The organism is Streptomyces lydicus, assembly GCF_000717345.1.
Classification (GTDB): domain Bacteria; phylum Actinomycetota; class Actinomycetes; order Streptomycetales; family Streptomycetaceae; genus Streptomyces; species Streptomyces lydicus.
Window position 1 is genome coordinate 1 of the sequence record NZ_JNZA01000008.1, and the last position, 18,545, is coordinate 18,545.

20 protein-coding genes and 2 pseudogenes are annotated in these 18,545 nt (G+C 73.1%); 12 read left to right on the forward strand and 10 right to left on the reverse strand.

The window, feature by feature from the left end:
* Both OO62_RS08440 and OO62_RS08445 read left to right on the forward strand, forming a co-directional pair.
* Positions 1–263 (forward strand): annotated as a pseudogene (locus OO62_RS08440) (DEAD/DEAH box helicase); the annotation flags it as partial.
* 99 nt (positions 264–362) lie between these two features.
* Positions 363–671 (forward strand): SCO5918 family protein, encoded by a 309-nt coding sequence (locus OO62_RS08445; RefSeq protein ID WP_033266654.1) that lies wholly within the window; start codon positions 363–365, stop codon positions 669–671.
* Between the two features lie 413 nt (positions 672–1,084).
* On the opposite strand, the gene sodN is transcribed toward OO62_RS08445, so the two are convergent.
* Positions 1,085–1,480 carry a superoxide dismutase, Ni gene (sodN, locus tag OO62_RS08450; RefSeq protein WP_033266655.1) on the reverse strand — a complete coding sequence of 132 codons (396 nt, stop codon included), beginning with the start codon at positions 1,478–1,480 and terminating at the stop codon, positions 1,085–1,087.
* A 157-nt stretch (positions 1,481–1,637) separates the two neighbouring features.
* On the opposite strand from sodN, the gene sodX reads away from it, so the two are divergent.
* A complete protein-coding gene (gene sodX / locus OO62_RS08455) occupies positions 1,638–2,108 on the forward strand; it encodes a nickel-type superoxide dismutase maturation protease (protein WP_033266656.1) in 471 nt (156 codons plus the stop codon).
* Here sodX and OO62_RS08460 read toward each other — a convergent pair.
* Positions 2,012–2,641 (reverse strand): CGNR zinc finger domain-containing protein, encoded by a 630-nt coding sequence (locus tag OO62_RS08460; RefSeq protein WP_033266657.1) that lies wholly within the window; start codon positions 2,639–2,641, stop codon positions 2,012–2,014. The genes sodX and OO62_RS08460 overlap by 97 nt on opposite strands.
* Before the next feature lie 94 nt (positions 2,642–2,735).
* On the opposite strand from OO62_RS08460, the gene OO62_RS08465 reads away from it, so the two are divergent.
* A complete protein-coding gene (locus tag OO62_RS08465; protein ID WP_033266658.1) occupies positions 2,736–3,497 on the forward strand; it encodes a class I SAM-dependent methyltransferase in 762 nt (253 codons plus the stop codon).
* Between the two features lie 59 nt (positions 3,498–3,556).
* On the opposite strand, the gene OO62_RS08470 is transcribed toward OO62_RS08465, so the two are convergent.
* The 3 genes from OO62_RS08470 to OO62_RS08480 all read right to left on the reverse strand — a co-directional run bounded on the left by OO62_RS08470 (position 3,557) and on the right by OO62_RS08480 (position 6,334).
* Positions 3,557–4,309, reverse strand: a complete 753-nt coding sequence (locus tag OO62_RS08470) for an amino acid ABC transporter ATP-binding protein (protein WP_033266921.1) — start codon at positions 4,307–4,309, stop codon at positions 3,557–3,559.
* Positions 4,310–4,356: 47 nt separating this feature from the next.
* A complete protein-coding gene (locus OO62_RS08475; protein WP_033266659.1) occupies positions 4,357–5,298 on the reverse strand; it encodes an amino acid ABC transporter permease in 942 nt (313 codons plus the stop codon).
* 61 nt (positions 5,299–5,359) lie between these two features.
* Positions 5,360–6,334 (reverse strand): ABC transporter substrate-binding protein, encoded by a 975-nt coding sequence (locus tag OO62_RS08480; protein WP_033266660.1) that lies wholly within the window; start codon positions 6,332–6,334, stop codon positions 5,360–5,362.
* 532 nt (positions 6,335–6,866) lie between these two features.
* On the opposite strand from OO62_RS08480, the gene OO62_RS08485 reads away from it, so the two are divergent.
* From OO62_RS08485 to OO62_RS08495, 3 genes are all read left to right on the forward strand, one after another.
* On the forward strand, positions 6,867–8,096 hold the full coding sequence (locus OO62_RS08485; protein WP_033266661.1) for an NAD(P)-dependent malic enzyme: 1,230 nt from the start codon (positions 6,867–6,869) through the stop codon (positions 8,094–8,096).
* Between the two features lie 135 nt (positions 8,097–8,231).
* Positions 8,232–9,194 carry a zinc-binding dehydrogenase gene (locus tag OO62_RS08490; protein ID WP_033266662.1) on the forward strand — a complete coding sequence of 321 codons (963 nt, stop codon included), beginning with the start codon at positions 8,232–8,234 and terminating at the stop codon, positions 9,192–9,194.
* Complete coding sequence (locus OO62_RS08495; RefSeq protein WP_033266663.1) at positions 9,191–9,802, forward strand: HutD/Ves family protein; 612 nt, start codon at positions 9,191–9,193, stop codon at positions 9,800–9,802. Before OO62_RS08490 ends, OO62_RS08495 begins: the two co-directional genes overlap by 4 nt.
* Before the next feature lie 4 nt (positions 9,803–9,806).
* On the opposite strand, the pseudogene OO62_RS36380 reads toward OO62_RS08495, so the two are convergent.
* Both OO62_RS36380 and OO62_RS08505 read right to left on the reverse strand, forming a co-directional pair.
* A pseudogene (locus OO62_RS36380) lies at positions 9,807–10,312 on the reverse strand (cupin domain-containing protein).
* A gap of 1 nt (position 10,313) precedes the next feature.
* The gene (locus OO62_RS08505; RefSeq protein ID WP_033266664.1) at positions 10,314–11,075 is read right to left on the reverse strand and encodes an antibiotic biosynthesis monooxygenase; all 762 of its coding nucleotides are present in this window, start codon (positions 11,073–11,075) and stop codon (positions 10,314–10,316) included.
* Between the two features lie 146 nt (positions 11,076–11,221).
* Between OO62_RS08505 and OO62_RS08510 the strand changes: the two genes are divergently transcribed.
* The 3 genes from OO62_RS08510 (at position 11,222) to OO62_RS08520 (ending at position 13,241) form a co-directional block, all read left to right on the forward strand.
* Positions 11,222–11,431, forward strand: coding sequence for a helix-turn-helix domain-containing protein (locus OO62_RS08510; RefSeq protein ID WP_033266922.1), 210 nt, complete (start codon positions 11,222–11,224; stop codon positions 11,429–11,431).
* On the forward strand, positions 11,431–11,994 hold the full coding sequence (locus OO62_RS08515) for a Clp protease N-terminal domain-containing protein (protein ID WP_033266665.1): 564 nt from the start codon (positions 11,431–11,433) through the stop codon (positions 11,992–11,994). The genes OO62_RS08510 and OO62_RS08515 overlap by 1 nt, the downstream gene beginning before the upstream one ends.
* 104 nt (positions 11,995–12,098) lie before the next feature.
* On the forward strand, positions 12,099–13,241 hold the full coding sequence (locus OO62_RS08520) for a serine hydrolase domain-containing protein (RefSeq protein ID WP_033266666.1): 1,143 nt from the start codon (positions 12,099–12,101) through the stop codon (positions 13,239–13,241).
* Between the two features lie 57 nt (positions 13,242–13,298).
* On the opposite strand, the gene OO62_RS08525 is transcribed toward OO62_RS08520, so the two are convergent.
* From OO62_RS08525 to OO62_RS08535, 3 genes are all read right to left on the reverse strand, one after another.
* Positions 13,299–14,456 carry a PadR family transcriptional regulator gene (locus OO62_RS08525; RefSeq protein ID WP_033266667.1) on the reverse strand — a complete coding sequence of 386 codons (1,158 nt, stop codon included), beginning with the start codon at positions 14,454–14,456 and terminating at the stop codon, positions 13,299–13,301.
* Positions 14,457–14,458: 2 nt separating this feature from the next.
* Positions 14,459–15,379 carry a DUF4097 family beta strand repeat-containing protein gene (locus OO62_RS08530; protein WP_033266668.1) on the reverse strand — a complete coding sequence of 307 codons (921 nt, stop codon included), beginning with the start codon at positions 15,377–15,379 and terminating at the stop codon, positions 14,459–14,461.
* A gap of 224 nt (positions 15,380–15,603) precedes the next feature.
* On the reverse strand, positions 15,604–15,786 hold the full coding sequence (locus OO62_RS08535) for a DUF6104 family protein (protein ID WP_033266669.1): 183 nt from the start codon (positions 15,784–15,786) through the stop codon (positions 15,604–15,606).
* Between the two features lie 161 nt (positions 15,787–15,947).
* Between OO62_RS08535 and OO62_RS08540 the strand changes: the two genes are divergently transcribed.
* Together OO62_RS08540 and OO62_RS08545 are read left to right on the forward strand one after the other, a co-directional pair.
* Positions 15,948–16,364, forward strand: a complete 417-nt coding sequence (locus OO62_RS08540) for a CU044_2847 family protein (protein WP_033266670.1) — start codon at positions 15,948–15,950, stop codon at positions 16,362–16,364.
* The gene (locus OO62_RS08545) at positions 16,364–18,514 is read left to right on the forward strand and encodes a VMAP-C domain-containing protein (RefSeq protein ID WP_033266671.1); all 2,151 of its coding nucleotides are present in this window, start codon (positions 16,364–16,366) and stop codon (positions 18,512–18,514) included. The genes OO62_RS08540 and OO62_RS08545 overlap by 1 nt, the downstream gene beginning before the upstream one ends.
* Positions 18,515–18,545: the final 31 nt, after the last annotated feature.

The following is an 18,545-nucleotide window of genomic DNA, read 5'->3' on the forward strand; positions in this document are numbered from 1 at the left end:
GCCTGATGGCCGACGCCGGCATCACCCCGCAGTCCACCCAGGTCCGCTCCGGCGAGGCCGAACTGAACCGCATCACCGGCGCCCGGACCCCCTCCGGCATCCCCGTCACCATCGCCGCACCGACCGCCGAGCGGGCCAAGCGCGGCGGCTCCGCCTCGCGCGGCAGCCGCAGCCGATCCGACCGGGCCCGGCGCTCCGCGGGAGCACCCCGGTCCGCGGCCCCGACTTCCCGGCGACGGACCTCCCCGGGTTCGTCCGCGTAGGTCCCGGCCCGGACGGCGACGCTTTCCGCCCCCGTTGACCCCACTCCCCGCCCGGCCGGCGATCCGTTCCCGGCTCCTCCTCGACCCTGTAGAGGCACCATGCGCTGTGTCATCGCCCGTTTCCCCTTCGACCTGATCAAGACCGAGGTACAGGACGCGATGAAGGGCATCACGCCCGAACCCGTCACGGGTGAGTCCGTGCTCATCGGCCGTCGCCAGTACCCCGTCAAGCAGGTCGGGGAGATCATCACCGGCCAGGACCGCCGGGACTTCACCGCCGGTGAGGTGACGCGGGCCCTGACCCGCCTCGGCTTCGAGTGCCGCCCCGCTGCCGGGGCCGTCCCCCCGACCCCCGTCACCCCCCTGGAGGCGGCGTCGGCCCTGCTGGGGGACCCGCCCCAGGTCTGAGCCGTCGCGCCGTGGGCGGATGCCGCCCACGGCGCCCGGTCAGCATCTCCGCGGCCTCCGCCAGGTCCTTCACCCGAGGATCGGGAGCAACCCGCGCTGCGTACGGAGCGCACCCGGACGCGCGGGGAGGCCGTGCCGTCGTCGCGGATGAGCACGTGACCGGCCGTCAGGACCAGTCGCGGACCGAGCCGGGGCGGCCGCGTTCCCCTGCACGTCCTGCGGTTGCGCGCGTGCGAGCGCGTCATCGCCTCGGGGCCCTGGCGGAAGCCGGCGGACGCTTCGACGGTCTTTCCGGCAAAAGAAGACCGCACCCGCTCCGTCATGGACGCCCTGCTGGGCGGCATGCGGACCGGGTGCGGACAGGTGGACGAGGCGAACCCGCGGAAGTGCGGGTCAGACCGCCCGGGTAAGCCTCAAGCCTTCTTGGTCGCCCAGAAGATCTTGTCGATCTGGGCGATGTAGTCCAGAGCCTTCTGGCCGGTGGCCGGGTCGTTCGAGCCCTTGGCGGCGCTGAGCGCCTTGAGGGTGTCGTTGACCAGCTGGTGCAGCTCCGGGTACTTCTCGAAGTGCGGGGGCTTGAAGTAGTCGCTCCACAGCACGGAGACGTGGTGCTTGGCCAGCTCGGCGCGCTGCTCCTTGATCAGGACGGCGCGGGTGCGGAAGTCCGCGTCCTCGTTGGCCTGGTACTTCTCCTGGACGGCCTTGACCGACTCGGCCTCGATGCGGGCCTGGGCCGGGTCGTACACGCCGCAGGGCAGGTCGCAGTGGGCGCTGACCTTGACCTTGGGGGCGAACAGGCGCGAAAGCATGTTCAGTCCTTCCTCGTGATCGTCTTCTCAGGTGCGAGATTACTCGGTGCGGGAAGGCTTTTCTCGGGTGGGCCGGGGGTCTTAGGGCAAAAGTCCGGTGTCACTCCGGGACTGTTGGAGGATGGACCGGTGAGCGGGTCGGACCGGGAGGTACGGGATGCCGGAGCGGGTGCACGAGCGCGGGCCGGGGCAGGACGAGGGCGCGGAACAGGGGCCGGAGCGGCCCAGGGGGCTGCGCGCCTTCGGGCTGGCCGAGGTCTACAACCGGTCCATGATGCCGACGCTGCAGCCCGGTGACCAACTGGTGGTCCGTTACGGGTCGGCGGTGCGGCCCGGTGACGTGGTGGTGCTGCGGCACCCGTTCCGGCAGGACCTGCTGATCGTCAAGCGGGCGGTGCGGCGGCGCGACGGCGGCTGGTGGGTCCAGGGGGACAATCCGTCCGTCGAGAACGACAGCCGGGAATTCGGGGCGGTTCCGGACGAGCTGGTCATCGCCCGCGCCTGGGTGCGCCTGCGGCCGCCGCGCGGCGTTCAGCGCTCGGTCGCCGGGGTGGCATCCTGGGCGGTCTCGGCGGTCCGTCCCGTACGGGCCGCGCGCTCGCTCTCCAGGCGCTTGCGGGCGCGGTAGGCGGCGACGTTGGCGCGGGTGGCGCAGCGGTCGGAGCAGTAGCGCCGCGAGCGGTTGGTGGACGTGTCGAGGTAGACGTTGCGGCAGGGGGCCGCCTCGCAGATGCCCAGGCGGTCCACGCCGAGTTCGGTCAGGTGGAAGGCCAGGCCCATGCAGGCGGTCGCGGTGAAGCCCGCCGTCGCGTTGGCCGCGTGGTCGGCGATGTGCATGTGCCACTTGGGGCGGCCGTCGTCGTCCCGGTGCTCGTGGCCGGAGATCTGCGGGCTGACCGGGAACTCCATCATCAGCGCGTTCAGGAGGTCCACGGCCAGTACCTCGTCGCCGGCGTCCGCGGCCTCGAAGATCGCGCGCAGCCGGGCGCGGACCGTGCGGAGCCGGGTCACATCGCTCTCGGTCGCGCGCCGGGCCGCCTGCTGGGCCGCTCCGAACAGTTCGCGTACGGCCTCGACCGAGGTGAGGCTGTCGCCGCCGCGCTCGGGCTGCTCGGTGTTGACCAGTCGCACGGCGTAGTCCGAGTAATAGGCCAGTTCCACTTGTAGTCCTTACGGGCGGGGGTTAGGGTGCGAGTACTTGGACGTAGTAATGGGCGTTGTTACTACGAGGGTATTACGGCCTGAAGGGGAAGCGATGACCGAGACCGTCGTCGGCGCCGATTGGCAGGCGTGGCAGAACAGTTGGGACCGTCAGCAGGAGTGGTACCTCCCCGACCGCGAGGAGCGGTTCCGGGTGATGCTCGACATGGTCGAGGCGCTGGTGGGCCCCGAGCCCCGGGTGCTGGATCTGGCGTGCGGTACGGGCAGTATCTCCGACCGGCTGCTCAAGCGGTTCCCGAGGGCCGAGAGCGTAGGCGTCGATCTGGATCCCGCGCTGCTGGCCATCGCCGAAGGGTACTTCGAGGGCGAGTCCCGGGTCCGCTTCGTACGGGCCGACCTGAAGGACCCCCGGTGGACGGAGCGGCTGCCGCACGACAGCTACGACGCGGTGCTCACCGCCACCGCGCTGCACTGGCTGCACAGCGAGGACCTGCGCGGACTCTACGGCCAGCTCGGCACCCTCGTCCGGGACGGCGGGGTCTTCCTCAACGCCGACCGCATGCCCGAGGAGTCCACTCCGCGGATCAACGCCGCCGAGCGGGCCTTCCGGCACGCGCGGATGGGCGAGGCGAAGGCGTCCGGCGCGGTCGACTGGTCCGAGTGGTGGCAACTGGCCGCCGCCGACCCGCGGCTGGCCGCGCCGACCGCCGAGCGCTTCGCGATCTACGGTGAGCACGCCGACGGCGACACCCCCTCGGCCGCCTGGCACGCCGCCGCGCTGCGCGACGCGGGCTTCGGCGAGGCCCGTGCGGTGTGGTCCTCACCCACCGACGCGCTGGTGCTGGGGCTGAAGTAGCACCCCCGCACGCAGAAGTGGGCCGCTCCCCGGGGGAGCGGCCCACTTCTGCGTGCGCCTTACAGCACCTTGGACAGGAAGGACTTCGTCCGGTCGTGCTGGGGGTTGGTGAGCACCTCGCGCGGGTGGCCGGACTCGACGACCACGCCGTCGTCCATGAAGACCAGCGAGTCGCCGACCTCACGGGCGAAGCCCATCTCATGGGTCACGACGATCATCGTCATGCCGTCCGCGGCCAGGTCCTTCATGACGTCCAGGACGTCACCGACCAGCTCCGGGTCGAGCGCCGACGTCGGCTCGTCGAAGAGCATCAGCTTGGGCTCCATGGCCAGCGCCCGGGCGATGGCGACGCGCTGCTGCTGGCCGCCGGAGAGCTGCGAGGGGTAGTTCCCGGCCTTGTCGGCGAGGCCGACGCGGTCCAGCAGCTTGGTCGCGCGCTCCCGGGCGGCGGCCTTGGACTCGCCCTTGACCTGGATCGGCGCCTCCATGACGTTCTCGATCGCGGTCATGTGCGGGAAGAGGTTGAAGCGCTGGAAGACCATGCCGATGTCGCGGCGGCGGGCGGCGACCTCGCGGTCCCGCAGCTCGTAGAGCTTGCCGTTGTGCTCGCGGTAGCCGACCAGCTCGCCGTCGACCGACAGGCGTCCGGCGTTGACCTTCTCCAGGTGGTTGATGCAGCGCAGGAACGTCGACTTGCCGGAGCCGGACGGGCCGATCAGGCAGAAGACCTCCCGGGGCGCGACCTCCAGGTCGATGCCCTTGAGGATGTGGGCCGCGCCGAAGGACTTGTGGACGCCCTCGGCCAGGACCATGGGACCGCCGCTGGTCCCCGCGGTCGTGCTCGTGGTGATCTTGCTGGTCATGCCGCACCTCCGGCACGGTGGAAGCCGCCGGTCAGCCTCGCCTTGGCGCGCTGGAGCGGAGTGGGCGGGAGCTGGCGGCTGGATCCGCGGGCGTAGTAACGCTCGAGGTAGTACTGCCCGATGCTCAGCACCGTGGTGGCGATCAGGTACCAGGCGGCGGCGAGGATCAGCATCTCGACCACGACGCCCGAGTCCCGGCCGACGTTCTGCGCCGCCTGCAGCAGGTCGTAGTACTGCACGGCGATCACCAGCGAGGAGGTCTTCAGCATGTTGATGACCTCGTTGCCGGTCGGCGGCACGATCACCCGCATCGCCTGCGGGACGATGATCCGGCGCAGCGTCCTGGCGTGGCTCATGCCCAGCGCGTGCGCGGCCTCGGTCTGGCCCTCGTCGACCGCGTTCAGGCCGGCCCGGCAGATCTCCGCCATGTAGGCGGCCTCGTTCAGGCCGAGGCCCAGCAGCGCGCACAGGAACGGGGTCATGAAGTCCGACCACTCGTCCTTGTAGATCGGCATGATGTCGATGTACTGGAAGACCAGGCCGAGGTTGAACCACAGGAACAGCTGGACGTAGACCGGCGTACCGCGGAAGAACCAGACGTAGAACCACGCCACCGACGACGTCACCGGGTTCTTGGACTGGCGCATCACGGCCAGGATCACGCCGAGCACGATGCCGATGATCATCGAGAGCACGGTGATCAGCAGGGTGTTGCGCAGGCCCTTGAGGATGTCCGCGTTGAACATGTACTGGGGAATGGCGCCCCAGTTGACGTTCCCGGAGGCGAAGGCCCGGAAGAGCAGGGCGATCAGCCCGACGACGACGATCGCCGCCACCCACCGGCCGTAGTGGCGGACCGGGATGGCTTTGATCGGCTCGGGCTGGGGCGGCGGAGCGTCAGCCGGCGGCTGCGCCGGCTTGTCGACGTCAACTGACACGGATGTTGCCTTTCAGCATTCGGCGGGAGTGGCCGGAGGGGACGGGACGGCTGCCGGCGGCTCAGCTGCCGCCGTTGAGCTGCACTTCCTTGACCGCCGCGTCCTTGACGTCCCACTTGTCCAGGACCTTGGCGTACGAGCCGTTCTTGATCGTGCGTTCCACGGCTGCCTTGAGCGCGTCGCGCAGCTTCTCCTGGCCCTTGGGGACCGCGATGCCGTACGGCGCCGCCTTGAGCGGTGCGCCGCCGACCATCTGGAAGTCGTTGCCGTGGCCGGAGACCTTCACCGCGTACGCGGCGACCGGGTAGTCGCTGGAGACGGCGTCCACGCCGCCGGTGCGCAGCCGGGTCTGGGCCTCGGAGTCGTTGTCGTACGCCTCGATGGAGATGGGCTGCTGGTCGTTCTTCTGGCAAGCCTTCGACTTGTCCTTGGCCAGGTCGTGCGAGACCGTGCCGCGCTGCACCGCGAGCTTCTTGCCGCACAGCGTTTCCCAGCCGTCGACGCCCTTGGTCTTGCCCTTCTGGGTGTAGAGCGAGACACCGACGTTGAGGTAGTCGATGAAGTCGACACCCTGGCCGATCTTCTTGCCGGTGTTGCTGTCGATGCCCTCCTGGCGCTCCTTGGTGTCGGTCATGGCCGACATCGAGATGTCGTAGCGCTTGGACTTCAGCCCGCCCATGAGGGTGTCGAAGGTGGCGTTGTTGAAGTTGAGCTTGATGCCCAGCTGCTTGCTCATCGCCGCCGCGAGGTCCGGGTCGATGCCCTCGATCGCGCCGTTGGAGCGGAACTCCACCGGCTTGTAGGTGATGTCCGAGCCGACCTGGAGCAGGCCCTTCTCCTGGACGTCCTTCGGCAGCATCTTGAACAGCGGCGCGTTGACGTCGCGGTTCTTCTGCGCCTCACGCCGGGCGATGGCCGCGTCCGTCTGGTCGCCGCAGGCGCTGAGCAGCATCAGCGAGGCGACGACCGCGGCCGCGGCGGCCACGGCTTTGTGTGACCTGCCGGTGGCCGGGCGACGGGTGGTGCTTGCGGTCATGCTGATCCTCCTGCGGATGGAGAAGCTGACGTGACAAAAGGGGCCGGCACACACCTTTGAGCGTCGCGACCTGGGTTGGTGACGGAATCCTGCCATCCGGACTCCGGTATTCGGACTGTCGTTCAGGTCAAAATCGGATAACGGACGGATACGGCGAGGTGGCGCCCTTGTGCCGTAAGGGGAGCCGGCCGCCGACGGGGCGCGGGGGGCGTGGCGTGCGCTCCGGGCGTCTCGGAGTCCGGACATCGGACGGGGGTGAGCTTCTGCGGGTTTTGTGTATTTCGCCGTTATTGTCGTGCCTCTGAACTCGAGGGTAATGAATCTGACTCGTCGGGGCCCGCGCCCGTCCGGTAGAAAGGTTCGTTACACCCCTCATCCGGGGCTCAGGGCGCGTGTGCGGCGCGCCCGGCGTCCGTACCTCCCCCCGCGCGGCGGCCATCCGCCAGGCGGGGCGCGGACGCGGTGCCCGCCCACTCCTCAACCAGGGAGTGGCCACCCTCAGCAGATTTTTCGATTAAAAGGGGTAAGACAAGTGGCAGCGGAGATCGTCAATCCTCGCAGCGACGGCAATACGGGCGCGGACGAAGGAGCGGGCACGGCGCCCGACGGCACCTTCGATCCCGCTTTCGCGCTGCACCGCGGCGGCAAAATGGCCATCCAGGCCACCGTCCCGGTGCGCAACAGGGACGACCTGTCCCTCGCCTACACGCCGGGCGTCGCCAAGGTGTGCAGCGCCATCGCGGAGCAGCCCGAGCTCGTGCACGACTACACCTGGAAGTCCCAGGTCGTGGCCGTGGTCACGGACGGCACAGCGGTGCTGGGCCTCGGTGACATCGGCCCGGAGGCATCCCTCCCCGTGATGGAGGGCAAGGCCATCCTCTTCAAGCAGTTCGGCGGGGTGGACGCGGTGCCGATCGCGCTCGCCACCACCGACACCGACGAGATCGTGGAGACCGTCGTCCGGCTCGCCCCGTCCTTCGGCGGCGTGAACCTGGAGGACATCTCGGCGCCCCGGTGCTTCGAGATCGAGCGCCGGCTCCAGGAAGCCCTGGACATCCCGGTCTTCCACGACGACCAGCACGGCACCGCCGTGGTCACGCTGGCCGCACTGCGCAACGCCGCCAAGCTGACCGACCGGTCGCTGGGGCAGCTGCGGGCGGTCATCTCGGGCGCCGGCGCGGCCGGTGTCGCCATCGCCAAGATCCTCATCGAGGCGGGCATCGGAGACGTCGCGGTCTGCGACCGCAAGGGCATCGTCTCCGCCGACCGCGACGACCTCACCGACGTCAAGCGCGAGGTGGCCGGCTTCACCAACAAGGCGCAGCTGACCGGCTCGCTGGAGCAGGCGCTGGACGGCGCCGACGTCTTCATCGGGGTCTCCGGCGGCACGGTGCCGGAGGCGGCGGTGGCGAAGATGGCGAAGAACTCGCTGATCTTCGCGATGGCCAACCCGAACCCGGAGATCCACCCGGACGTCGCGCACAAGTACGCGGCGGTCGTCGCCACCGGGCGCAGCGACTTCCCCAACCAGATCAACAACGTGCTGGCCTTCCCGGGGATCTTCGCCGGGGCCATGCAGGTGCGGGCCTCGCGGATCACCGAGGGCATGAAGCTCGCCGCCGCCGAGGCGCTGGCCGCCGTCGTCGCCGATGAACTCAGCGCCGACCGGGTCATCCCCTCGCCGTTCGACGAGCGGGTCGCGCCGGCCGTCACCTCCGCCGTCGCGGCGGCCGCCCGCGCCGAGGGCGTGGCGCGCCGCTGACATCGCGGCATCCGCCGACGGGCCGGGCCCGCACCTGACAGGGGTGCGGGCCCGGCCCGTTGCGGTGCGACGGCGCGGCGCGTGTCACACCTCTGCGCGGTACCGCAAGCCGCGGTCGCGGCCTACTTTGGGATCATGTTTGCTGCCTATGCCGCCCGCATCGACCGTGACCAGCCGCTGAACGGCCTCGAATTGGGGGAGCGCCCGGCCCCCGACGTACGCCCCGGCTGGACGACCGTCAACGTCAAGGCCGCCTCCCTCAACCACCACGACCTGTGGTCGCTGCGCGGTGTCGGCATCACCGAGGACACGCTGCCGATGATCCTCGGCTGTGACGCCGCCGGGATCGACGCGGACGGCAACGAGGTCGTCCTGCACTCGGTCATCGGCCAGACCGGCCACGGCGTCGGTCCCCGGGAGAAGCCCTCGATCCTCACCGAGCGCTATCAGGGCACCTTCGCCGAACAGGTCACCGTCCCCGCCTGGAACGTGCTGCCGAAGCCGAAGGAGCTGTCCTTCGCGGAGGCCGCCTGCCTGCCGACCGCCTGGCTGACCGCGTACCGGATGCTCTTCACCAACGGGGGCGTACGGCCGGGCGACAGCGTGCTGGTGCAGGGCGCGGGCGGCGGGGTGGCGACCGCCGCGATCGTGCTGGGTGCCGCCGCCGGCCTGCGGGTCTTCGCCACCAGCCGGGACGAGGCCAAGCGCAAGCGCGCCCTGGAACTGGGCGCGGAGGCGGTGTTCGCCACCGGGGAGCGGCTGCCCCAGCGGGTGGACGCGGTGATCGAGACCGTCGGCGCCGCCACCTGGTCGCACTCGATCAAGTCGCTCAAGCCCGGTGGCACGCTCGTCATCTCGGGTGCCACCAGCGGCTTCACCCCCGAGAGCGGGGAGCTCAACCGGATCTTCTTCCTGGAGCTGCGGATCGTCGGTTCGACGATGGGCACCAAGGAGGAGCTGGCCGGCCTGCTCAGCTTCTGCGCCGCCAAGGGCATCCGGCCGGTCATCGACTCGACGCTGCCGCTGGACCGGGCGCGCGAGGGCTTCGCGAAGATGGCGCAGGGCGACCTGTTCGGCAAGATCGTGCTGACGGTGTGACCGGGGAGGCGCGGATCCTGCGGGCGGCGGAGCGGTCCGCCGCCCCGTGGAGCAACGGCGGCGGCGTGACCCGCGAGGTCGCCGCCCACCCGCCGGGTGCCGGCTGGGACAGCTTCGCCTGGCGGGTCAGCCTGGCCGACGTCGGCCGGGACGGCCCGTACTCGCCGCTGCCCGGCGTCCGGCGGATCCTCACCGTCGTCGAAGGCGGCGGGCTGGAGCTGACCGTGGACGGCACGCGCCACCTCCTCGCGGACCGGTACCGCCCGTTCGCCTTCCCCGGCGGTGCCGCCACCGACTGCCGGCTGCTCGCCGGCCCGGTCGTCAACCTCAATGTGATGCTCCGGGACGGGCGGGCGGCGGCCACCGTCGAGACCGTACGGGGCACCCGGACGCTGCCGCCGCTCCGGCCTGCGGACCCGGACAGCGACGTCCCGGACGCCCTCGTGGTGGTGGCGCTCCAGGGGTCCGCCCTGCTCGCGGCGGCCGGGCGGCCGCCGGTGCGGCTGGGCCGGTTCGACGCGGCGCTGCTGTCGGGGCCGGGCACGGCGGCCGCCGAACTGCGGACCGACGGCACCGCGGCGGTCATCGCCCTCACCGCCGGCCGCTGACCGGTCAGCCCCGCGCGGTCCCGTCCGGCTCCTCCTCGACGAAGTAGCTGTCGTGCCGGACCAGGAAGTCCGCGAACTCCTGCCCGCCGCGCCGCGCCTTCTCCGCCACCTGCTCGAAGTACTCCTCCCGGGGCGCGCCCGGCGCGAAGAGCATCAGCATCGAGGCGGGTCGCCGGTGTCGTTGTGGAAGGCGTGCAGGCCGCCCGGCGGTACGTACAGGAAGTCGCCGGCCCCGCCGGTGAGCCAGCGCTCGCCGTCGTAGAGCCGCACCGAGCCGGACAGCACGAAGAAGGACTCCGAGATCGTCCGGTGGAAGTGCGTACCGGGGCCCGGGGCATGAGGGCCCATGTCCACGCGGTACAGGCCGAAGTCGCCGCCGGTGGTGGCGTGCGTGGCCAGGTAGTGCGTGCGGTTGGCGCCCCGCACCAGCTCGGGCGGGGTGTCGGCGGGGCGGAACGCGGCGGAGACCGCACCGTTGTCGCCGAGGTAGCGGGGCTCGGGGTAGGACATGTCAGGCTCCTTGCGGGGGTGCGATGTTGAGCAGGCTTCCGTAGAGGTGGTACCGCGGAACCGCCGGCAGATCCGGGTGGGCGGCCGCTTCGCGGTCCGGCGGCGCCGCGCCCGCCGGGTCGAGCGCGGGGGCGGGGGCCACGCCCGCCAGGCCGGCGAGGGCCGCGTCCAGCCGCGCCGCGTGGCCCTGACCGGCGGAGGCGTGCCACGCCGCGTCGTCGGTCCACTCCGTGTACCGGAGCACCCGCCGGCCGTCCCGGCTGAGGTGGAGGTGGAGGTGGACGCCGAGCAGGCCCGGCACCCGTTCCTCGCGCAGCACCGCGACGACGGTGTCGGCGACGGCCCGCTGGGCGGCCGGGCCGTCCGTGGAGTGGGCCGGGGTGACCAGGAGCCCGGGGCGAAGCCCGGCGTTCTCCGCCGGCACATGGCTGCGGTACCACCGGTAGCGCACCGGGCCGGGCCGCCGGATGCCGGCGAGGGCCCGGTCGATCCGGCGGACGACGGCGGGGCGTCCGGTGCGGACCCACTCCCGGTGGTCGTCGTCGCTGGTCCACTGCGCGTAGTTGAGGACGTGGCTGCCGTCGGTGCTCAGGAAGGCGGTGAGCGAGAGCATCGCGTCCGGGCGCTGCCGGTGCTCCCATTCGGCGAGGACGGACGCGGCCGCCGGCGCCTGGAGACCGGGGGCCGGCACGAGCCAGGGGCTGACGAGGACCGTCGCGGCGTCCGGGCGGCGGACGTCGGGGAAGTCGGTGGACAGCGGCATCAGCGGCTCCGTTCTGCGCCGTTCGGCGGGTGGTGATCAGGAGCCTGCTTCCTCAACCGCGCTTGAGGTCAAGGGGGTCGGTCTTCGCACCGCAGGAGATGTCAACGATGGTTGACGAGTGGGATGTGTCAACGTACATTGACAGGATGACCGAAGCGACGGATCTCGCCGAACGGGCGGGTGATCAGGACCCCAGGGTCGGACTGCGGGCGGTGGCCGCGCTCCGGCGGCTGCTGGAGCAGCTCGAAGCCGTACAGGTGCGCAGTGCGCGGGCCAAGGGCTGGTCGTGGCAGGAGATCGCGGCGGAGCTCGGGGTCAGCAGGCAAGCGGTGCACAAGAAGCACGGGAGGCGCTGATGTTCGAGAAGTTCACGGCGGACGCGCGCGCGGTGGTGCGCGGAGCGGCCGAACAGGCGGAGCGTACGGGCAGCGGCACGGTCGGCGAACCGGAGCTGCTGCTGGCGTTGCTGGACCGTACGGCATCACCGGCCGCGACGGCGCTCGGCGCACTCGGTGTCCGGGAGCGGCGCGCGTCCGTGGCCCGGGCGCTGGCGGCGGTGCGCCGGCGCGGCGGGATCACGGCGCAGGACGCGGCGGCGCTGGCCGGGCTCGGCATCGACGTCGACGAGATCGTGGCCCGGGTGGAACGGGCGCACGGGGTGGGCGCGTTGGCCGCCGGCGGCCCCGCCGGGCGCCGCGGGCGGGCACGCCGGCCGTTCACCGCGGAGGCGAAGGCGGTCCTGGAGCGCGCGCTGCGCATCGCGGTCGGCCGCGGCGAACGGCACCTCGGCGACGAGCATCTGCTGATGGCCCTCACGGCGCGGCCGGGGCCGGCCGCCGCGGTGCTCGCCGATCACGGGGTGACGTACGCCGAGGTGCTGCGGGTGCTGGGGGAGGGCAGTCGGCGGCGCGCGAGCTGACCGGCGCGGAATATTCGGTCGAGCGCGCGTGGACCGGTCGCCTATCGTGACGCGGCCGGCGGCCCACGGGGGGCCGCCGGCGCACACGAGGAAGAGAGCACCAGGTGTCACACCACGGAGCGGCCGACGAGGGCTTCGGTCCCGTCGCGGACGCGTTCGCCCGCAACTTCAACGAGGGGGCCGAACTCGGCGCCGCCGTCACCGTGTTCGTGGGCGGCCGCAAGGTCGTGGACCTGTGGGGCGGCATCGCCGACGGCCGCACCGGGCGGGCCTGGGAGGAGGACACCGTCCTTCCGGTGATGTCCTGCGCCAAGGCCGTCGTGAGCGTCTGCGCCCATCTGCTCGCCCAGCAGGGGCAGTTGGACCTCGACGCGCCGGTGGCCGCCTACTGGCCGGAGTTCGCGCGGCACGGCAAGGAGCGGATCACGACCCGGATGGTGCTCGACCACACCGCCGGCATCCCGCTCGCCGAGCAGCACCTGACCTTCGAGGAGGTCACCGCCTGGACGCCGGTGATCCGCGCCCTGGAGGAGCAGCGCCCGCTGTGGGAGCCCGGCACCGCGTACGAGTACCACGCGCATGCCTTCGGCTTCGTCGTCGGCGAGGTGATCCGGCGCCTCACCGGCCTCACCCCCGGGGCCTGGTTCCGCAAGGCCGTCGCCGACGACCTGGGGCTGCGTACCTGGATCGGGCTGCCGCCCGAGGAACTGCCCGGCATGGCCCGGCTCGCCGAGGCCGCGGGCCGGCCGGCGCTGCCGGACGCCGACACGCTGCCCATGCGGTCCCTGACGATGAACGGTGTGCTGCCCTTCCCCGGCCTCGACGACCCGCACGGCTACAACGGGCCCGCCCTGCTGACCGCCGAGATCCCCGGCGCCGGCGCGGTCTCGTCGGCGCGCGGGCTGGCCACGCTGTACGCGGCGGCCGCCACCGGCGTGGCCGGCGCACCGCGGCTGCTCTCGGCGGACACCCTCAGCGACGCGGTCCGGCCGCGCTCGGGCGGGGCGTCCTGGTCGGGGCTGCCGGACTTCGGCGCGCGCTACGGCACCGGCTTCCTCCTCGACTCGCCGTTCCGCCGGCTGCTGGGCCCGCGCTCCTTCGCCAGCAGTGGGGCGGGCGGCCAGTTCGCCTTCGGCGACGACGCGTTCGGGGTGGGCTTCGCCTACACCGCGAACCTGATGGGCGGCAGCGGCGACCGGCGCGCGGAGCGGCTCATCGGGGCGCTGCGGGAGTGCGTGGCGTCCTGAGGCCGGGCCGGGGCTGACCACCCGGGGTGACCGCCCCGGCCGCCGGGCGCCGGCCCGCTACCCGTCGCTGTCGGTGTCCGCGGCCGAGGCGTACCGCTCCGGCTCGCGCAGCAGCGCGCCGATGTGGGCGGCGGCCGTGGACAGCCGGCGGCGGGACTCCTTGAGCTGCTCGGCGGTGACACCGTGGTCGCGGGCCGCGTCCCGCAGATCGTCGCGGAAGCGGTCCAGCAGCCGGTCGAAGTCGCGGGCCGGGTCGCCGCTGGCCGGTTCGCCGGCCCACGCCGGGGCGGGCGGGGCGGCGGCCGGCGGGCCCGCTGCGGACGTCTCCTCCGCCGGGTCGACGCGCTCGACGGTCACCCGGGCCGTCCCGTTGCCGCCGCCGTCGGCGCCCTCCGCGGCCCGGCCCTCGCCGGGACGACGGTCGCCGGTGAAGCGGCCGACCTCGCGGGAGACCTCGGCCAGCGCCTCGCGCACCGCGCCCGACCAGTCGCCGGTCCGCACCGCCCCCTGCGCCTGTTCCTGCACGCGGCGGATGACCTGCTGGACCTCCTCGCGGGCGAACACCTGGGCGTCCCTGGCCTGCTTACGGGCCCGCTGGGCGTCCTGCCTGGCCCGCTTGCTCTCCTCCTTGGCCCGCCGCGCCTGTTCCTTCCACTCGTCCTTGGCGCGCCGGAACTCCTCCTTCGCCTGTCGCCAGGCGTCCTTGTCGCCGAAGGCGGCGTCGAGGTGGTCCGAGGCTTCCGGGAACGGCCGGCCGCCGCCCTCGTCGCCGGCTGCCTGCTTCTCCGCGCCCGCGCGCCCGGCCCCGGTGGCAGCCCGCTTGCCCTCGCGGGCCTGCTTGGCGGCCTCCCGGATCTCCCGGCGCAGGTCGCGGGCGGAGCCGCTGACGTCGGCGCGGATGTCGGAGGCGAGCGAGGCGACCGACTCCCTGATCTCCAGTTCCAGTTCGGCCAGCTCACCGCCGCGGTCGGCGAGTTCGGCCCGGCCGGCGTCGGTGATCGAGTAGACCTTGCGGCCACCCTCGGTCGCGTGGGTGACCAGCCCCTCGGCCTCCAGCTTGGCCAGCCGCGGGTAGACCGTGCCGGCGGAGGGGGCGTACAGGCCCTGGAAGCGCTCTTCCAGGAGCCGGATGATTTCGTAGCCGTGCCGCGGGGCCTCGTCGAGCAGCTTGAGGAGGTACAGGCGCAGACGGCCGTGGGCGAAGACGGGGGGCATGCTCAGAGCACCTTCTTCCCGGCGGGCGGGGCGGTCGGGGAGTCCTCGTGCGGACCGGTGCCGGCGCCGTCCGGCCCGCTGTGGCCGTCCTCGCGGGCGGGCCGGCGCAGCAGGGCCAGGCCGCCGGAGACGGTGGTGGCCTTGAGGGTGCCGCTGCCCGCGCCCAGCGAGCCGGTGATCTTCTTCGCGCCCCACTGGCCGCTGACCCGGAGGGCGTCGAAGGCGTTGGCGACCGTGCCGGTCGTGGTGTCCGCCTCCACCCGGGCGTTCGCCGGGTCGGGCAGCCGGATGGCGATCTCCCCGGAGACCGACGTCAGATTGATGTCGGCGGCGTGAGCGAGGTCCAGGTCGAGGACCATGTCGCCGCTGACGGAGTCGGCGTGCACCGCGCCGCCCGCGCCGTCGATGACCGTCAGGTCGCCGGAGACGGAGGTGAAGCGCAGGTCGCCGGTGAGTGCCTGCGCCTCGACGTTTCCCGACACCGTCTCGGCGCGCACCGCGCCGGTCAGCCCGACCAGCGTGCTGTCGCCGGTGACGCCGCGGACGTCGGTGTCGCCGGAGATGCCGGAGACCACCGCGGTGGCGCCGACCACGCCGACCTCCACGCGGGTGCCGGCCGGCACCGTCACCGAGACCACCGCGCTGCGGTTCCAGCCCCGGCGGTCGAGGAACTTCAGGAAGCCGCGCCAGGGAAGGTCCTCGTACGCGACCGACAGGACGCCGCCGTCGCACGACACGGTCAGCGGCGGCCCGTGCAGCTCGCTGATCTCCAGGCGGGCCGGGCCGCCGTCCGAGGTGCCGACGACATTGACCGTGCCGCCGTACAGGCGCACGTTGAGCGCATCGACGGGCTCGGCGATCTCCAGTGTGCGTGGCTCGGTCACCTGTACGGGATTCTGCGACCACTCGGTCCGGGCTGACATTCCTGGCCTCCCCTGGATAGCCGTGCAACGCAACATATCGCGTTCTCAATGAACACGATATATCGCGGATTGCGGAAGTCAAGCGGCCCCGACCCCGAGCCGACCCCCGTTCCGTGGGGTGGCACCCCTAGGGGTGGGCCCCCACGGAAGCGTCGCTGACCAGGGCGTTCCGCCGCCCCGGCAGGCTCCTGCCGGCCGCTGGCCGGCTGCTCGTCCTCGCCCGGCTACTCGTCCTCGTCGTCATCGTCCAGGCGCGCCAGCCAGGTCGCCAGCCGCTCCACCGGCACCTCGAAGTCCGGGTTCAGATCGACGAAGGTCCGCAGCTGGTCGGCCACCCAGCCGAGGGTGACCTCCTCCTCGCCGCGCCGGTTCTCCAGCTCCTCGATGCCACGGTCAGTGAAATACACGCGCTCTCCACCAGGGGTCATGGGACATTCCCGGCCAGGATAGGCAGGCCCACGGACCTCTCGCGCCACAGGCGGCCGCGGGCTAGCCTGATCACCTGTCAACGGCCCTGCGGCAATGGGGGAATGGCCGAATTGCCGTTCAGGGGGAGCAGGAGGCCGTGATGCACGAGCGCGCGCAGCGCATCGAAATGCCCGACGGTACGGAGGTCTGGGCCCGGGTCTCCCGGCTCGACGCCCCGGGTCTCGCCGGGCCCGACGGGAGCGCGGACGACTTCGAGGACGTGGGCGCCTGGGACGCGCTCGGCGCCCGGGTCGAGGGGCTCCGCGAGGTGATCGGCGGGGTCGCGAGCAGTGTCCGCCAGGCCGCCGCGCGGGTCGCGCCGGACGAGACCAGCGTGACCTTCGGCGTGGAGCTGTCGGCCAAGCCCGGCAAGGCCGTGGCCCTGCTCGCGGACGGCGAGGCCAAGGCCAATCTGTCCGTCACGCTCACCTGGCGCCGGGACGGCGGGGCGCCCGCACCCGAGGAGCACCGGGCGCCACCGCCCGGAGTCCGGGAGCCGGACGACGCGGGCCGCTGATGGCCACCCCCGAAGGACCGGCCGCCGGCCGGGGCGACCGCGCCCGGTACGCCCAGCTCCTCGACCTCGCCGGACGCACCACCGTCGCGCTGCGCGCCGCACCCGGCGTGCCCGACGCCCCGCTGTGGGGCAGCGGTGTGCTGATCGCGCCGGGATGGGTGCTGACCTGCGCGCATGTGCTCACCGCCAGCGACGGCCGGCGCCGGGCAACCGGCCCGGACGGGGAGTTCGGGGTCGCGTTCGGCGGCCGTGTGACGCCCGCGCGGCTCGCGTACGACCTGAGCCGGCCCGACCCGCAGGCCGGGCCCGCCGCCCGCGCCGACCTCGCCCTGGTCCGGCTGCGCGACCCCGCGCCCGCGCACCCCTGCGCCTGGCTCAGCGACCAGCCGGCGACGCTCCTGGAGGACGCCTACATCTTCCGCGGGCACGAACAGTCGGGCGGGTCCCGGCCCGGTGAACGCGACATACGCGAGTCCGGTGCCGGGTGCGGCGCCGCCGGGACCCCGCCGCCCGCCGCCCCGGTCGACCCGTTCATCGCCGTCCGGTTCGGCGCCCGGGACGCCCGCGGGCTGCAGTTCGGCAGCGACGTCCGGGTCGCTCCCGGCGCCTCCGGCGGGCCGCTGCTCGACTGCGACCGCGGCGAGGTGGTCGGCATCGTCAAGGGCCGCCACCAGCAGGACCACGTCGGGCTCGCGGTGCCCGTCACCGCGCTGCGCGGGCTGGGTCCCGAGCACCTGGTCGAGGGTGCCGCCGGCGCGGAGGACCTCGGCCCCGACCCGTACCACGCGCTCACCGGCCTGCACGACCGCTGGCACTGGGCCGGGCAGGAGCTCGGCCGGGCCGGCGGGCCCACCTGGTTCGACGCCCAGCACGCGATCATGGCGGGGCGCGGCCGGCTGTGGGGGGTACAGGAGCGGCTGCAGGCGCTGCATCTGCTCGCCCGGCTGCCCGCACCCCGCGACCCGCTGGTGGTGGAGGCGGCGGTCGGCGAAGTGCTGGAGCGCGGCGGGGGGCCCGGCGCCTGGACGCTGCGTACCTGGCGGGACGGCCACGGCGCGCTCTACCAGGGCAGCGATCCGTACACCGAACTGCGCGCCTTCGTGCACTACTTGCGGATCGTGGCTCAGCGCAGCGCCGACGAGGTGCGGGACGCACCGGACGAGCAGGCCGCCGCGGTCCGCGAGGACGCGGCCAGGCTCGCGGAGTTCGTCCAGGCCAAGGCGGTGGTGCTGCAGCCGCAGGACCGCCGCAGGATCGGGCCGGTGCGCCGCCGGCCGCGCTCGGTGCTCGTCGAGTTCGAGCCGCTCTTCTACGACGAGGGCGGCCACGAGCTCTACAACTGGTCGGTCAGCGAGGGCTACGGGCGGGGCCAGTGGCTGCGGGTGGACGTCCAGGAAGCGGCCGGCGGGGTGCCCTTCGAGCAGGCGCGGGAGCAGGTGCTGCAACGGCTCGGCGGACGGCTGCTGCAGGCCGACGGCGACGCCGGCCCGGGCGCCCGGGTACGCCTGGAGGTCGCCGTCCCCGAGGGCCGCTGGCACACCGCCGCCGGCCAGTGGGAGGTCGCCGCCTCCCCCCGGCGCACCGCCCGGCGGCGGCCGGTGGGGCCCGGGCGCGCGGTGGTCCTGCGCGACCAGGGGCGGCGCCAGCAGGTCGACCCGGCCTGGCTGCGCCGCTGGCAGGGCCTGGCCGCCGCCCCCGAACTGCGGGCGCTGCGCCTCCCGCCGCACCCGGGCGCCGGCCCGCGCCCCGGCGGGGGCTCCGCCGAGGCGATCTGGCGGCTGCTGGAGACGGCGGACCAGGGCGCGCTGCCCGCGCTGTGCCACACGGTCGCCGACGGGTTCGGCCGCGACGCGGTCGGTGCCGCGCTGGACACCGGCTTCCCGGCCGCGCTCTGGCCGGCCCGCGGCCACGGGGAGGAGCGGGCCTGCGACGCCTCCTGCGAGGAGTTCCACCGCGGGATCCGGGAGCTGCTCCAGGGCCCGGGCGGTGTGGTCCGCCTGCCCGAGCTGGTGCGGCAGCTGCGCGCCAAGGCGGCGGAGGCCGCCGGGGAGGCCGCGCACTGGGCGCGCGATCTGGTGCTCCTCTACGACGATCCGGAGGATCCGATTCCGCAGCTGTTCCCGGACCGGCCCCAGGTGTCGCCCGGATGAGTGCGCGGCGGCCGCCCGTCGGGGGTGCCGG